Genomic DNA, 15,150 nt, shown 5'->3' with positions numbered 1-15,150 from the left:
TTCAGCGTGGAGTATTTGTCATATTTCCTTAATCAAACTGAAATACTTAGTTTCTATGATTCATATTGCTCTATCAATTTAGATTTGAAGGGGATTGAACATGATGACTATTGAAATGAAAAGTAATTTATCTCAAATTTTTCGTCAATCTGAGTCCAGGCTGAATTTAGCTCAGAATGATCTAAATGAACAATCCCCAGTATGTAAACCATTGTCCTTGCGAACTACGGCAACCCCTTTTATTGTCGATAATAAATTTGCTTTGCAGCTAGATGAAGTTATTTGATATTAATAGCCATGAATAAACCGCATAATATTCTGTTTCTTTGTAATGGCAATTCTGCGAGATCGATTCTTGCTGAGGCCCTCGCCACCACCTTAAGTAATGGCCGATTGATTGGTTTTTCAGCTGGAGCAAAGCCTACCGGTGAGATTCATCCCATGGTGATAGAGATAGTAAAAGCGATGGGCTACCCCTTAGAGCTTCTGAGCAGTAAAAGTTGGGATCAGTTTGGTCGTGAGGATGCCCCAAAAATGGATTTCATCATCACCTTATGTGATTCGGCCGCCGGGGAAGAATGTCCATACTGGCCAGGACATCCTTCAACAGCTCATTGGGGTTTCCCGGACCCAGCTGCAGTAGAGAGTGGTGATGAGGCTATGATGCATGCCTTTAAGCAAGTAGAGATCGGCTTACGCAATCGGATTGAATTGCTGATGGATCTGCCGCTAACCCAATTGGATCGCTTGGAGCTCAATGAGCACTTGCAGAGTATTCACCATCGTATTAAGTTCGGTCAGTAGTTAGCTGCCTATTTCTGTGAGTCCTGTAATAATGAGCGCATTATTTACACTGGACCAGACATGTCAGCTACCCACAGAATTCGTAAATCAGGCGCAAAGGCTAGGCCAACACCCCTAGACGAATTTTCTGTTCTAACGCCTGTTGAGTTACATAATGGGAAGCGTTTAAGCCTTCAGAGACGCTTCAAAGATGGCAAGGCTTTACGCAAGATTGTGAGCTTTGCTGATCAAGCTATCTACACTCCTCCAAAGCATCGGATTGGTCCGATTGAAATTCTTGAGAAGCAAGCTAGGCAGCGGATTAAATCGCTAATTCCCATCCGGTATGAGCGCATGTTGGAGTCACCATTTGCTTTTTATCGTGGTGGCGCCGCAATTATGGCTCAAGATTTAGCCAATCAGCCAAGCACTAAGATCGTTGTTCAGCTTTGTGGTGATATGCACGTTTCAAATTTTGGTTTATTCGGAACAGCAGAGCATCGCCTAGTCTTTGGAATTAATGATTTTGATGAAACCCTTCCCGGAAGCTGGGAATGGGATATGAAGCGTTTGGTTGCAAGCGCTGTGATTGCCTGCGAAACCTTGGGCGGCTCTCCGGCCCTGAGTAAAAAATTAGTATATCGAATCAGCTCTGAGTATCGTAAGCGTATGGCTAAGTATGCACAGATGCCTTATCTGGAGCTTGCACAGCAATTCATTGGCGAGAAAGAAATTCGTAAGCACTTTAATAGCGTTCATCAAAAAAAGTTAGATGCCTATTTAAAAGAGACTAAGGGGCAAAATAACGTTCAGATATTGGAAAAGCTCACCAGATTGGTAGGTAAAAATCGTAAGATCATTAATAGGCCACCACTGATTGAGCACTTTGATAAGTCAATACATGGAAGGTCAATGGCGCATCTAGTTGATAAGGCCTTATTAAATTACAGTTTCACTTTACTGGCTGATCGTCAGGCCTTATTTCAGCGTTATACATTACAGGATTTCGCTAGAAAAGTAGTGGGCGTAGGTAGCGTTGGGACAACTTGTGTGATGCTGTATTTTGTTGGAGATGACCCAAAGGATCCACTTTTTTTGCAATATAAAGAAGCGCAGGAGTCGGTATTGACTCCCTATCTTGGTAAGTCTATCTACCCCAATATGGGTCATCGCGTAGTTTCTGGACAGCGATTACTTCAGGGTGCGCCCGATATTTTCTTAAATTCAGGATCTATTACGGAACGTACTGATGTTACTCAGCACTTTTATCTCCGCCAGCTAAGGGATATGAAGGGTGGAGTCGTTGTCGGTCCCGACGGCGTATCACTCAAGAACTTTCCTGATTACTGCAGGCTTTTTGGCTGGGCACTGGCATTAGGCCATGCTCGTTCAGGGGATGCTGCCATGATTTCTGGTTATTGCGGTGAGATGCGAGAGTTCGATGAGGCAATGTACAGTTTTGCTAAATCCTACTCCAAACAGAATCAGGCTGATTACGAGATATTTTGCCAAGCAGTCAAGAGTGGAAAAATTCATGCGGCAAAAAAGCAAACCCTAAAATAAGTCTCAAAGTAAACCGGCATTTAAGATGATGAAGGTTTGCTCAAGCGCCTCTAGTCATAAATAAGCAAAATTAGCTCACTTTTATAGCGGCCGGAATTGCAGTGATGTAACCTACTGCCGCACCAAATCCATCCTTGTAATTTTTTTGAATCAAGGGATCGAGGGTGGGCTTGACCTTTGCGTGTAACTTTGCTATCCAATCACCCGGATGTTGAAAATTCGCAGTGATATATGTCCAGCCATTGAGGTTATCAACTACACTTAAACCAGTTGCCTCTGCACCGGATGGCATGGAGGCAATTCTACTGAGCTTCTTGGTATCGACGTTATAAGCCCAAATAAAATTATTGATATGAGTACCGCTGTCTTCACCAATAAATAGAGTTCTCAGTTTTTCAGAAAACTTTAAGTTATCTGGATTGGAGATGGTGTTGGGATCCGCTAAATTACCTAGTTCGTCCGGTGCAATATCTTTGCCAACTAGAAGCGCTGATAATTGGCTAGGAACCCAATTGCTTTTGATAATGCTGTCTGATTGATCGCGTTGATTACCCTCAAGCTTACTTGTCATGACAGCGCCTGCAATTAAGGGCTTATCGAGCTCAACCATACCCTGGGCATTCCAGCCCTTGCCTCCTTTAATCATTGAGTCTTGTATGTTTTGCAGGGCAAAATAGGCAACTTTATCTTTGAGATTGGCGGTAGTGCCCTCCATCTTGCTAAAGCCCATGCTGCCACCCATTAAATAGGCATAACGATGAGTTTCTAAAAATGCGGCCGCCTTTTCCATTCCGGGTTTGAGCTTTACCCAGTTCGCTATACCGTCGTAGTAAATTTTGGTGAAGGTGTCGTCATTGGGGTCAGTCTTTAAAACAGTCATGATGTCTGAGGGTTTTAAAGTCATTGCCAATTTTTTAATTTCATCACTGCTGGCATGCCCGAGTTTGATCCAAGATAATTTTGTGCCTTCATCTTGAGGATCTAGCGAAAATCCCTGACCAAGCTTTGCTACATAAAGTGTGCCTGAGGAAAGGTCGGCTTCTTTATCTGCAATGAATAGAAATAGACCGCTATTCGTATAGTCATCACCCATTAAAACAGTTCTTCTGTCTGGCATCACTTCGACTAACTCATGTGAAATTCGGCCGAGGCAATAGTGCTTTACAAGCGTTCCTGTGCCGTCGGGATTGACTGTGACCTCGGGAAGGTGGCCATAGTTATAGGGATTCGCACTAGTTTCATTACCATAGAGATTTTTACTAAAAGCCTTGAAGCGGGCATTCTCATGTGCAAATGGAGCATCTGGCTCATATTCTTCGCTGGATAAATGGGTGTTCCATGGTGATAAGCTAGCACCGCAGGTGATCCATAGGCCTTGAGCGCTAGAGGTATCTACCGGAGTATATTTTACTAAGGTGAGTTTTCCGTTAGCTCGATCCTGATTGAGTGTTAACACGGCAATTTGAGAGGGCAGTACCCCGTACATTTTTTGTTTGCCCTGATTGGCATTTGTATATTCAAACTGAACAACTGCAAATACGGTATTTCCTTTGACGCCCTTAATATTTGCCTTTTCAAGTTTCAGTAATGACATGCCATCCGGGCAATCGGAAAAGAATTGCCTTTCTTTGCCCAATACTGAGTTATCCATAATTGGTCGGTTTTGGATGTCTACATATCCTCCGGCTAATATTTTTCCACCCTTACCATCTGGAACCATGTCTCCAGTAATAAAGAATGGCTCATAAGCAAGTTTGTATGTTTTTTTATTCCCATTCTGGGAAGTGATTTCAAGCATTGATCCTACTGTAGTGGCAGCCATCGCTTCTGGATTGGCTAAAGAGGGGGCTTCCATGGAGATAAATTCTGCAGATTTGAAATTTGAAGCTGTTTCAGCAGCCAGTAATGAGGGGCTATTACAGAGCGCAGTAAAACCAGCAGACCCCAGCGGGAGCATGGGTGCTCCAACAGCCATTTTGATAAATGAACGGCGATGTAGTGCAGTAGGTTTTGAAATTTTCAACATGATTTTTCTTTAGGATTTGTTTTGTTAGCGGAAGAGGGGAGCAAAACTAATAAAGAATGAAATGATTGTCTAGCTCAAATATGACAGTTTGATTATTGATTAGATCAATACATCTATTTCATTTGTCTTGATACTGAAATATTTATAATTTAATGTTCTGGGGTGAATAACTCTTCCCAAAATCAGCATTCTGTAATTACATGTCCCAACTGTCAGGGTCACGAAATTCTAGAGATTCCTCGTGGATCCTCTCAGCACCTATACCGTTGCCCATCTTGCAGCTCTATTTTGAAGCCCAAGTCAGGCGACTGCTGTATTTTTTGTAGTTTCGGGAGTTTAGATTGTTCTAGTTCGGAGCAGAATTTGGCTGCATAGACTGATTTCTGTGCAGATGCTAGTAGACTGTTATTCTTTTCACGAATATGTCACGATAGTTTCATAAAATAGACATATTCATAGAAAATAGGATCTATTGGAATTATCTTGGCACAAAAAGACATCCCTGTAAAACATGCAACAGACCTAGTTGCAGCAGTTGACTTAGGTTCGAATAGCTTTCGGATGTTGGTCGCTCAAGTTGTACGTACCCCATCTGGTACTCAGCTTCGTCCTATTGATACTCTAAGGGAGTCTGTTCGGCTTGCAGCGGGCTTAACTGATAACAAATTACTCGGTAATGATGCTTATCAGCGTGGTATTACGGCGATACGCCGCTTCGGCGAACGCATCCGAGGCTTTGAGTCTTCCAAAGTTCGTGCGGTTGCTACCAATACCCTACGAGTCGCAAAAAATGCCTCTAGCTTTATTCGTGATGCAGAAGAGGCTTTGGGTTTTCCAATTGAAGTCATTGCTGGAGTAGAGGAGGCGCGCTTAATCTATATAGGTGCTGCGCATGAGGTTCCAGCCGTTCAAGGTAACCGCCTCGTAGTCGATATTGGCGGTGGTTCTACTGAATTTATTATTGGTAAAGGCTATGAGCCTAAGCTCATGGAGAGTCTTTATATTGGCTGTGTTTCTCATAGTCTTCGCTTCTTTCCTAAGGGAAATATTGATTCTCATGCTTTTAAAGAGGCCGAGCTGGCGGCGCGTCGAGAAATCCAAGTAATTGCTGGGGCCTATTTAAAAGCAGGCTGGAAGCAGGTGATCGGCTCTTCAGGAACCGCTCGTGCCTTAGCAGAACTCATTGCAGAAAATAACTTTAATGGGCAGTCAGATAGCCTTACTATGGGAAGAGTTAATGGCTCTAGTGGCTTGATCACTCGCGATGGTTTGAGGGCCATGAAGAGGTATTTACTGAAATATGAGCACATTAGTCAGGTTGAGCTAATTGGCCTCAAGGACGATAGACGCTCAGTCTGGCCTGGCGGACTTGCGATCATGATTGCCGTCTTTGATGAGCTTGGGATTGAGAGTATGGAAGTAACTGATGCCGCATTGCGCATCGGCGTTCTATACGATTTATTAGGGCGCTCTCAGCATGATGATATGCGTTTTGTAACGGTTGAGCAGTTCATGCAACGCTACGCGGTAGATCGAGAGCAGGCTAAACGTGTCGGTAACTTAGCAGCAGAATTTTTGACCCAATTACCTAAGCCAGACTCTGAAAGCAGGGCAGACAATATAGCCTTATTGCAGTGGGCTGCTAACTTACATGAAATTGGTCTGTCGATCTCTCATAATGGCTATCACAAGCATTCGGCCTATATTGCAGGAAATGCCGATATGCCGGGCTTCTCTAAAAATGATCAAGCGAGATTGGCTGCCTTATTGATCGGACACACTGGAAAATTAGGTAAGCTGGCAAACAATGCCAGCTTTTCAGATTGGCGTATGCTGTTCTGTCTACGTTTAGCCCAAGTGCTTTGTCGTGGTCGTAGTGATGGTAATTTACCCAAAGTAAAAGTATCTGAACACAACGGCTCCCATATGCTCACTCTTTCAAAAGAATGGGCAAAAGAACATCCCCTGACCGAATTTAGCTTGCAAAAAGAGGCGGCCGAGTGGGAGCGTATCGGCCGACCTTACAGCATTAGCTTGAAGTAATTAAAGCCCTAAGAAGTGCTTGGCGTAGCGCGGATTAATCTCCGACAGGCGCAACATGGTCAGTACATCTGCAGTATTGAAGTCTGGATCCCAGGCTGGAGCGCTACAAATCTTTGCCCCCAATTTCAGGTAGCCCTTAATTAACGGGGGTGGTTCTACCTCTAGTCCGCCATTAAGGCGATCCAGAGGAAGTGGTAGGCGCGGGAATGCATGATTTTCTACTGGCGCCATTTGCTCATTGCCTAGGGAGTTGTAGAGGCTGGCCGCGAAGTGACCGCCATCGGCCATAGGAATACTTGCGCATCCCAGCATAATTTCATAACCATGTTTTTGCATGTATTGGGCAAGACCACTCCATAAAGCCATGATGACGGCGCCAGAGCGGTAATCTGCATGAACACATGATCTGCCGAGCTCTACCATTTTTGGGCGCAAATGATTTAAACGCGACAAATCAAATTCAGAATCAGAATATAAACGACCAATTTCTAGGGCCTTATGTGGAGGTAGTACACGGTACGTACCGACCACCTTGAGCGACTCTTGGTCGCGAATGAGTAAGTGATCGCAATAGGCGTCAAACTCATCTATATCTAGGTTCTCAGGATTTGATGGCAGATTTGCACCCATCTCTTCAGCAAAGACTTTGTAGCGTAAGCGCTGAGCCTCTTTTATCTCATTGGCATTGCTTGCCCAGGAAATTTGAAAAGCAGGTCGTTTTGGCTTAGAAATCGATTTTTCAACAATAACTGGCTCATGCAAGCTTAACTCGGTACGAGTTCGAGTAGCAAACTTCTTACCAAAAAGTTTCTTGGCAATTTTTTTAGAGAAGAGTTTTTTGATAACCTCTGTTTTGCTTTTCTTAAGCTTCTTTGGCTTGCCTTCAAAGCGTGAGTTGAAGATGTCAAATGCACCTAATGGGTTTGGAATATCAGACATATTATTTCCTTAAGTATGTATCTTTTATCTTATGAGAGATCTATTGCCAATGGATGACAAGAGGAGCGCAGATAGTTAGCCAAAGTAGCACGGCAACAAAAAGCGCCAGCATCACTGCCGCCGATCCAAAATCCTTAGCTCTCTTAGAGAGATCATGGTGATCGAAAGAAATTCGATCAATTGCTGCTTCAACACTAGAGTTCAGTAACTCAACGACCAAGACCATGATAAGTGAGACAATCAGCACGCATTTTTCTATGGGGCTGACGGGGAGGAATAGGGCTACAGGTGTGAGTAAGATCAGTAATACAAGTTCTTGTCTAAATGCACTTTCTTCCTCGAAGGCATAAACAATGCCACACCAAGAGTTTTTTGCTGCGTGCCAAGCTCTAGTAAGCCCCCGGTTTCCCTTGTGAGGGTTTTGATTAATGTTGTAAGGAGCTGTCAAAATGCAATCTCAAGCGAGGGCGGTTACGTGAACTTCAGGCGATGGAACTGGCTTGAGGTGATTGGCAAACTGTTCTGAAGCGGCTCTCCAGGAGAACTTTTCAGCATGTGCTCGCGCTACTTCTCTTGGAATTTTGAGGGCCTGCAAGCAAGCGACGCGTAAATCTTCGTTCATGGCACCTGCTGGGGAGTTTCCTAGCACATCGATTGGCCCAGTAACTGGATAAGCGGCTACAGGTGTGCCACAGGCCATTGCCTCAAGTAATACGAGTCCAAATGTATCTGTTTTACTCGGGAAAACAAAAACATCCGCTGCTGCATATACCTTGGCTAATTCATGCTGTTGTAAAACACCTAGGTAGTTAATGTTAGGGTACTTTTCTTTAATGCCGGCCATGGCTGGACCATCTCCAACCACCCATTTAGATCCAGGGAGATCTAATTCCAAGAAAGCGTTAATATTTTTTTCAACTGCAACTCTTCCAACATATAAAAAGATTGGATGGGCGCTATTGAGCACTTTTGATTCTTGCGTTTTAAAGATATCCAAATCTACGCCTCTAGACCAGAGCACTACATTATTGAGGCCATATTTCTCTAAATCATCCTTAACCACAATTGTGGGAGCCATCACTGCCATGGAGGGACCATGGAACCAGCGTATGAACGCATAAGTAATCGCTAGTGGAATGCCGGTACGTGCTTTTACGTACTCTGGAAAGCGTGTATGGTAAGCGGTGGAGAAGGGGAGTTTATTCTTGACTGCATAGGCACGCCCTGATAAACCTAATGGACCTTCTGTAGCAATATGCATTGCATCCGGTGCAAATGCTTTAATTCTGCGGGCAACTTCTCTTCCAGGAAATAGGGATAGAGCAATATCAGGGTAGGTGGGGCAGGGAATAGATTTGAATCCATTGGGTGTAATCATTTCAACCTCGTGGCCCATACCAATCAGCTCGGCGCGAGTTTGCTTAAGTGTTCTCACAACGCCATTCACTTGTGGATCCCATGCATCGGTGATGATCATAATTTTCATACAGTAGCCTCTTTAATCAGTACTTCAATTGCTGGTTGGGGAGTAATTTCGGTAGCATGGACTGGATCACCTTTAATGTTGGTCCAGTAAATAATCTTGAGTTCTCCTTCTAATGTCTCAACTAATGCAGACAAACTTTCAACCCAATCACCATCATTGCAGTAGAGTAGGCCATCGATTTCTCGGATCTCAGCTTTATGAATATGCCCACATACGACGCCATCACAACCACGTAAGCGCGCTTCTCTGGCCATAATGTGTTCAAAGTCTGCGATGTAACTAACTGCATTCTTCACTTGATGTTTGAGATATTGGGAGAGGGACCAATATTGCAGGCCCATTTTGACCCGCAACATATTGAAATATCGATTGATATACAAAATGAAGGAGTACAAAGTATCTCCGACGTATGCCAGCCATTTGGCATATTGCATTACGCCATCAAATAGATCACCATGAGTAACCCAAAGCTTGCGCCCATCTAGGGTTGTATGAATGACTTCTTCCTGAACTTTGATATCTCCAAAGGACATGCCAAAGTACTGCCGAGCAGCTTCGTCATGATTGCCTGGAATATAAATAACTTCAGAACCTTTTCGTGCCTTGCGTAATAGCTTTTGAACAACGTCATTATGAGTTTGAGGCCAATAAAAAGACTGTTTAAGGCGCCACCCATCGATAATGTCACCAACTAAATAGAATTGATCTGCTTCGTTGTGTTTCAAGAAATCGAGGAGGTAGTTTGCCTGACACCCTGATGTTCCTAGGTGTACATCTGAAATCCAGATAGCTCTGTAATGCGTCATGAGTAGGTATTTAGCCTATTTAATATGTAAGCAATGTGACGCTTTTAAGTCAATTTGATGACTTGATTTATATTTACATTTGCTTATGAAAAATTCTTCCGATAAACCCCAGTCAATGATGACGCCAAAAGTCTTGCGCATTTGGATATGGGTCCAGATTTGGGTGCATGTATTGTGCGGTATCTGTACCTTATCTTTCATTATTCCTTTTCTTAACCGAGAAAATAAAGATAAAAAAATTCAGGCGTGGTCAAAGCGGCTGCTGGGTATATTTAATATTGAGCTTGAAGTGCTGGATGCTAGGCTGCTCGGTAGCACCCCACATTTGATTGCCTCTAACCATATCTCTTGGCTAGATATTCATGTTATCAATGCGTTTAAGCCGATCCGCTTTGTTGCGAAGTCTGAGGTGGCCTCTTGGCCTATATTTGGCTGGATGGCGACACAGCTTGGTACGGTATTTATCAGGCGAGATAGTGCAAGACATGCTCGATTGGTTGTAGCCCATATGGCCGATGTATTAAAAACACAATCTATCTGTATTTTTCCAGAGGGCACATCAACTAATGGCTCAACCGTTTTACCGTTTAAGCCCAATCTTTTTGAATCAGCCATAGTCGCTCAGACCCCCGTTTGCCCTATTGCCATTCAATATATTTCAAAAATTACTGGGGTTATGAGTGAATCACCTGCTTTTGTAGGTGATATGGGTCTTCTAGAGTCGATGTCCAAGGTCATTAAAGATCGATCCTTGCTCGCAAAAATCACCATACTTACACCCTGTTTTCCGGGTTCAAGTTCACATCTAGATCGAAAAAAACTGGCTAATACCTGTCAAGAATCTATTGCTAAAACCCTTTAATCAGCATTTGTAATAAAAGTGTCATATCCTTAAGATACAAAGAAAGCAACACTTCAGAGGATGAAATGACGTCAAAACATAATGAAATGGCTGAGTGGTACAAGCGAGCCCAAGAAGAGATTCTGGATAGCATGGATGAAGAGCTCGAAATGGAGCTGGATGACGATCGCTTAACTCAGGATGGAGGAAGCAGTTCAGTCATTCCTCGTCATATCTACTTTAAAGAGCTTTTCCGCCTTCAGGGAGAGTTGGTTAAGCTTCAAGACTGGGTTGTAGAGAATAAGTTAAAAGTTGCAGTGCTATTTGAGGGTCGTGATTCAGCTGGTAAGGGTGGTGCTATTAAGCGGATTACGCAACGGCTCAACCCTCGCGTATGTAAAGTGGTTGCATTGACAGCTCCTAGTGAGCGTGAAAAATCTCAGTGGTATTTCCAGCGATATATTTCTCAGTTACCTGCAGGCGGAGAAATCGTTCTGTTTGATCGCAGCTGGTACAACCGAGCTGGCGTTGAAAGAGTGATGGGGTTTTGTACGGACGCCGAGTATGAAGAGTTTTTGCGTACGGTTCCAGATCTGGAGCGCATGATGATTAACTCGGGAATTATTCTGATTAAATATTGGTTTTCGATTTCCGATGATGAGCAATACAACCGTTTCATGATGCGTATTCATGATCCATTAAAGCAGTGGAAGTTAAGCCCAATGGACCTTGATGCACGCCGGCACTGGGAGGCTTACACCAAAGCTAAAGAGACTATGCTAGAGCGCACGAACATTCCAGAAGCACCATGGTGGGTGGTAGCAGCTAACGATAAGAAAAAGGCGCGTCTAAATTGCATCACCCATTTGCTTAGTCAAATCCCTTATAAAGAGATTGACCATCCCGTAATTACCTTGCCGGCTCGTGTTCATAATCCAGATTATTTACGTGGCCCAGTCCCCCGTGAAATGTATGTCCCAGAGGTTTACTAGCTAGAAGGTGCCTCTTAAGCCTACCATCAGGCTTCTGCCGGGTTGTGGTGCAAACAGTCTTACTGCCATTGGTGTAGTGGCATACCGAATTTGCTCATTGAGTAAATTCTTGAGGTTCATGTAAAGGGTCCAATTTACATCCTTAATTTTCTCCGTATAAGAGATGCCAGCATTGAGAAGGTTGTAGCTTGGCGCAGGCCCAATCTCCCAGCTAGCTAATCGATTTTGCTGATAGCTATAAATATAGGTGGCATTCGTTAGCCAGCCATTTTTCTGATGCGCAATCTCAGCACCTAAACGTGGAGCAGGTTGGAGTGGCAAATTACCGCCCGCATCAAATGTGCCTTGTGAGGCATCTCCAAATAAGCGCCCACCCACACCATGTTGTTGCCAGTTATAAGTCAGCTCACCCTCAATGCCTTTAATAGTTGCCGCTGCTTGTTGTGCAACTACTACTGAGAAATTTTCTACATCAGGTACTGATTGGCCGGTGTAGTAGCCATAGATGTAATTATTAAAGCGATTGGCGTAGATGCTTGCCTTGCCCCGCATCAAACCGCTCACTTTTTGAATATTAAATTCCAGATTGTGTGAAGTCTCTTTATTTAAATTGGGATTACCAATATCAAAGGTAGCGGTTGATTCATGCGCTCCATATGAATAGAGTTCCTGGGCGCTAGGCGCGCGTTGGGAAACAGTATAAGCAATACCCGCACCATGTCCCTGCATGAAGTTCCACAAACCGCCAGCAGAATAGGACATTAAATTAAAGTTACGATTTTGAAGAGTAATAGCCGGTGTGTCGCCGCCAGTATTCATGGGCTCAGTAACCAACTCAGTACCCAGATTGGGTTTTTGCGCAACATTGTTGTAGCGCAAACCTAGGTTACCTTGCAGTGAATTCCATTTTCCTTCCTCAATCCAAAACAGAGCGTTGGAATTGGTTTTAGTTGGTGGCACGATTGCATAGCTACCTGAGCCAACTTCAGTGGCATTCAGTGAAGCAGCGGACACCTGGGCTCCGAAAGTACCCTTCCAGCCAGCAATAGGGTTGTGGGCCAATTCAAAGCGAGCCTCATTGGCAATATTTTGCCAGACGGAAGCAGCCTCGCCAACGTTATTAAACTCTGTGTGGTTGTAATTCGTATTGGCTGCACTAAATTTAAAGGAAGAGAACCCTGCAAATGGATCCCGAGTTTGATGTTGCAGATCATAGCGATTTTGCGACTGGTTAATTGATCCACCTTCGGGCGTTGGAATGCCGTAATTATTATTAAGACGCTCCACAGAAATCCCGGTATAACCTGATTCACCAATGTAAGAAACGCCAACGCCTAAATTATTTTGATTGCTAAATGAATTTGGTAGCTTTCCTGAATAGGGCACGCTTTGCGGCTCTCCTGGATTAATTGACCACTCTTGATTCGGTCCGCCCTGATTGGCATAACCCGGAATCCGGTAATTATTAGCATTATTAATAGCAGTGTCTACGTGGACTGCTACAGAACCAAATGCGCCATCCACTTCAAGGGCGGCAGCTCTGCCATTATTCACAGTCTCGTAGCTAGTATTGATAGCGCCGGTAGGTCTATCAGGTAAGTTAGTTAAGATACGATCGTTTATAACGTTGACAAGTCCACCACTTGAGCCTGAGCCATAGAGTAGGGCGGCAGCCCCGCGTAAGATCTCTACTTGATGGGCGTTTTGCATATTATTTCCAACAGCATGATCCTGAGAGATATTAGAAACATCCCCCACTGATAAACCATTCTGCAAAATCTGTACACGGGCACCTTCAAGACCTCGAATGACTGGACGCGATGAACCGGCGCCATAGCCAGTAGCGCTTACCCCTAACTCATTAGCGAGCGTGGCACCCAAAGTTGAGCCTAATTTATTGAGTAGCTCATCGCCTTGCAAAACCTTGGTCGGCGTTAATATACTTTGTGTTGCCTCTTGAGCTCCAGTGGCAGTAATTTCGAGAGAGGGTTGAGACTGTGCAAAGGCTGCAGTGCTGATTAATCCTGAAATTAAAACGTAGATTAGTTTGTGCTTAGCCAATGGCTGATGAATTTGATGCATATTATTTCCTTCATTCCTGTTGCATTCCACTGAGTAAGTGGCGCAATAAATCTAGAGACCAAACTATGAAGTTTGGCGTATCGGGCGATTTATAGAATGAGGCTAGGTGGGGCTCTGGACTGATAAAGTCCAGTATGAATTCTGGCTAGTAAGAAGTCATCAGATGACAACTGCACCTCATGAATGAAGTGGCTAGCAATGAGGAGTTTGGATGTTGAGGCAACGAAGCCGGCAAGTGTCAGTGAGTCTAATAAATGGCAGCTGGCGGAGCTGTGGCCAAGGGCAGGCTCTTGATCTTCACAGATCTGTTCAACATGTTGATGATGTATTCCAGAGTGGGAAATACTGTGAGCAAACCCAATCCAATGGTTACCCAATAAACATGCAAGCAGAAAACTCAGGGCAATGAATCCCTTGAGCTGTTTTCTGATTTTGCTTAAAAATAAGGCTTCCATGTACCGAATCTTACAGTATTTGCCCTCTCAGGCCATCTCAGTGTAGAATATCCCTTCCGTCGGAGTGTAGCGCAGCCTGGTAGCGCACCTGCTTTGGGAGCAGGGGGTCCAAGGTTCGAATCCTTGTACTCCGACCACTTTCCCTTATTGTTCTAGATATACCCAGCATACATCTGCCCATAGCTCAGCTGGATAGAGCAACGCCCTTCTAAGGCGTAGGTCGCACGTTCGAATCGTGCTGGGCAGGCCAAAAATACAAAGCCAAAAGCAACTAAAACAAAGGCTAGCGGGTGAAAACCTCAAAATCCGATAACGCCGACTTGATTCAATTTATACACCTGTTTTGACCAAGTGAGGTTGCATTTAATACGCATACTAGGTAATGGGGTCATAAATAATAGATAGATACTTCAACAACACTTACCACCCAACCCATAGGGTCTCAAAATAGGCAAACATTGCCCTGGATGCATCCTCATTGTTTTGTAGTCGTATCAGAAAATTTCTGCAAAACATGTAATGGATTTGTCTAATGGATTGCTGTGCATGGAGGGCATTTATTAATTACCTACGATTTGATGCTACTAACGATCAATAAATAAGGTGAAATTCGGATATAGGATGGGAAATTATTTGCATTCAACAATCATGGGATTTAGTTCTTCTCCCTTGCGAACCGTAATTAAGGCAATTGGAGTCGTTACGGCCATTGTTACCGCTGACATCGGCTTTGGCGTTCTTAAGCAAATTTCGTAAACATTTTGAGTTCTATTAACTTCAAAAATATATCCACCAGAACCTTTAGTTGGGCTAACAGCGTAGTAATAGTCATTGTCATTGATTGACGTAATAAGTTTACGAAACTCTTCAGGCAATATGCTTACATCCTGATTATTTGAGATCTTTTTTAGGCTAAATTGTTGCGATATTTCAGAAGGCAAGCTTGATGTAGCAATTGAAATATTGCCACTTAGACTTCCTGCAGATATAAATTGACTAGAATAAATAGCGCTTATAAAAATCAGCATTATCTTAGAGAGCAGCTTAAATGGAATCATTCAAATATTCCTAAGGGTATTCCAGTATTTGTAGACAATACTTCAAAGTTTTTACAAGAATTGGTTTATAAATTAA

General features: G+C 43.6%; 15 protein-coding genes and 2 tRNA genes. 9 read left to right on the top strand and 8 right to left on the bottom strand.

The annotated features are described in order from the left end of the window. Positions 1–100: 100 nt before the first annotated feature. From ICN43_RS08030 to ICN43_RS08020, 3 genes are read left to right on the top strand one after another with little or no spacing between them, the layout of a single operon-like run. Positions 101–286: a hypothetical protein gene (locus ICN43_RS08030; RefSeq protein ID WP_216198463.1), complete on the top strand. Its 186-nt coding sequence runs from the start codon at positions 101–103 to the stop codon at positions 284–286. Between the two features lie 11 nt (positions 287–297). Beyond that, entirely contained in the window at positions 298–804 is a 507-nt protein-coding gene (locus ICN43_RS08025) for an arsenate reductase ArsC (protein WP_216198460.1), read from the top strand. Positions 805–864: 60 nt separating this feature from the next. Next, positions 865–2,346: a DUF2252 domain-containing protein gene (locus ICN43_RS08020; protein WP_216198457.1), complete on the top strand. Its 1,482-nt coding sequence runs from the start codon at positions 865–867 to the stop codon at positions 2,344–2,346. A 70-nt stretch (positions 2,347–2,416) separates the two neighbouring features. On the opposite strand, the gene ICN43_RS08015 is transcribed toward ICN43_RS08020, so the two are convergent. Beyond that, positions 2,417–4,372 (bottom strand): PhoX family phosphatase, encoded by a 1,956-nt coding sequence (locus ICN43_RS08015; RefSeq protein ID WP_216198454.1) that lies wholly within the window; start codon positions 4,370–4,372, stop codon positions 2,417–2,419. 162 nt (positions 4,373–4,534) lie between these two features. On the opposite strand from ICN43_RS08015, the gene ICN43_RS11220 reads away from it, so the two are divergent. Then, positions 4,535–4,747 (top strand): GDCCVxC domain-containing (seleno)protein, encoded by a 213-nt coding sequence (locus tag ICN43_RS11220; protein ID WP_370623171.1) that lies wholly within the window; start codon positions 4,535–4,537, stop codon positions 4,745–4,747. Positions 4,748–4,855: 108 nt separating this feature from the next. Next, a complete protein-coding gene (ppx, locus tag ICN43_RS08010) occupies positions 4,856–6,415 on the top strand; it encodes an exopolyphosphatase (RefSeq protein ID WP_255533471.1) in 1,560 nt (519 codons plus the stop codon). Here ppx and ICN43_RS08005 read toward each other — a convergent pair whose 3' ends face one another. The 4 genes from ICN43_RS08005 to ICN43_RS07990 are packed head-to-tail and all read right to left on the bottom strand — an operon-like array spanning position 6,416 to position 9,646. Beyond that, complete coding sequence (locus ICN43_RS08005) at positions 6,416–7,354, bottom strand: GNAT family N-acetyltransferase (protein WP_255533470.1); 939 nt, start codon at positions 7,352–7,354, stop codon at positions 6,416–6,418. A gap of 40 nt (positions 7,355–7,394) precedes the next feature. Continuing rightward, positions 7,395–7,802 (bottom strand): diacylglycerol kinase, encoded by a 408-nt coding sequence (locus ICN43_RS08000; protein WP_216198451.1) that lies wholly within the window; start codon positions 7,800–7,802, stop codon positions 7,395–7,397. Positions 7,803–7,811: 9 nt separating this feature from the next. Beyond that, positions 7,812–8,840: a glycosyltransferase family 1 protein gene (locus ICN43_RS07995; RefSeq protein WP_216198449.1), complete on the bottom strand. Its 1,029-nt coding sequence runs from the start codon at positions 8,838–8,840 to the stop codon at positions 7,812–7,814. Continuing rightward, positions 8,837–9,646, bottom strand: coding sequence for a UDP-2,3-diacylglucosamine diphosphatase (locus ICN43_RS07990; protein WP_216198447.1), 810 nt, complete (start codon positions 9,644–9,646; stop codon positions 8,837–8,839). The genes ICN43_RS07995 and ICN43_RS07990 overlap by 4 nt, the downstream gene beginning before the upstream one ends. An 85-nt stretch (positions 9,647–9,731) precedes the next feature. Between ICN43_RS07990 and ICN43_RS07985 the strand changes: the two genes are divergently transcribed. Together ICN43_RS07985 and ppk2 are read left to right on the top strand one after the other, a co-directional pair. Then, positions 9,732–10,508 carry a 1-acyl-sn-glycerol-3-phosphate acyltransferase gene (locus ICN43_RS07985; RefSeq protein WP_255533469.1) on the top strand — a complete coding sequence of 259 codons (777 nt, stop codon included), beginning with the start codon at positions 9,732–9,734 and terminating at the stop codon, positions 10,506–10,508. 65 nt (positions 10,509–10,573) lie between these two features. Continuing rightward, entirely contained in the window at positions 10,574–11,479 is a 906-nt protein-coding gene (gene ppk2, locus ICN43_RS07980; RefSeq protein ID WP_216198445.1) for a polyphosphate kinase 2, read from the top strand. Here the strand turns inward: ppk2 and ICN43_RS07975 are convergent, their stop codons facing one another. Both ICN43_RS07975 and ICN43_RS07970 read right to left on the bottom strand, forming a co-directional pair. After that, positions 11,480–13,561, bottom strand: coding sequence for a TonB-dependent receptor (locus ICN43_RS07975; RefSeq protein ID WP_216198443.1), 2,082 nt, complete (start codon positions 13,559–13,561; stop codon positions 11,480–11,482). Between the two features lie 89 nt (positions 13,562–13,650). Beyond that, a complete protein-coding gene (locus tag ICN43_RS07970) occupies positions 13,651–14,016 on the bottom strand; it encodes a hypothetical protein (protein WP_216198441.1) in 366 nt (121 codons plus the stop codon). Positions 14,017–14,076: 60 nt separating this feature from the next. Between ICN43_RS07970 and ICN43_RS07965 the strand changes: the two genes are divergently transcribed. After that, positions 14,077–14,153: transfer RNA gene (locus ICN43_RS07965), tRNA-Pro, on the top strand. A 36-nt stretch (positions 14,154–14,189) separates the two neighbouring features. Then, a tRNA-Arg gene (locus tag ICN43_RS07960) sits at positions 14,190–14,266 on the top strand. Positions 14,267–14,645: 379 nt separating this feature from the next. Here ICN43_RS07960 and ICN43_RS07955 read toward each other — a convergent pair. Then, the gene (locus ICN43_RS07955) at positions 14,646–15,074 is read right to left on the bottom strand and encodes a hypothetical protein (protein ID WP_216198440.1); all 429 of its coding nucleotides are present in this window, start codon (positions 15,072–15,074) and stop codon (positions 14,646–14,648) included. Between the last annotated feature and the right edge of the window lie 76 nt (positions 15,075–15,150).

Source organism: Polynucleobacter sp. UK-Mo-2m-Kol15, from assembly GCF_018881505.1.
In the GTDB taxonomy this organism is placed as follows: domain Bacteria; phylum Pseudomonadota; class Gammaproteobacteria; order Burkholderiales; family Burkholderiaceae; genus Polynucleobacter.
This window is presented reverse-complemented; position numbering and strand designations above follow the sequence as displayed.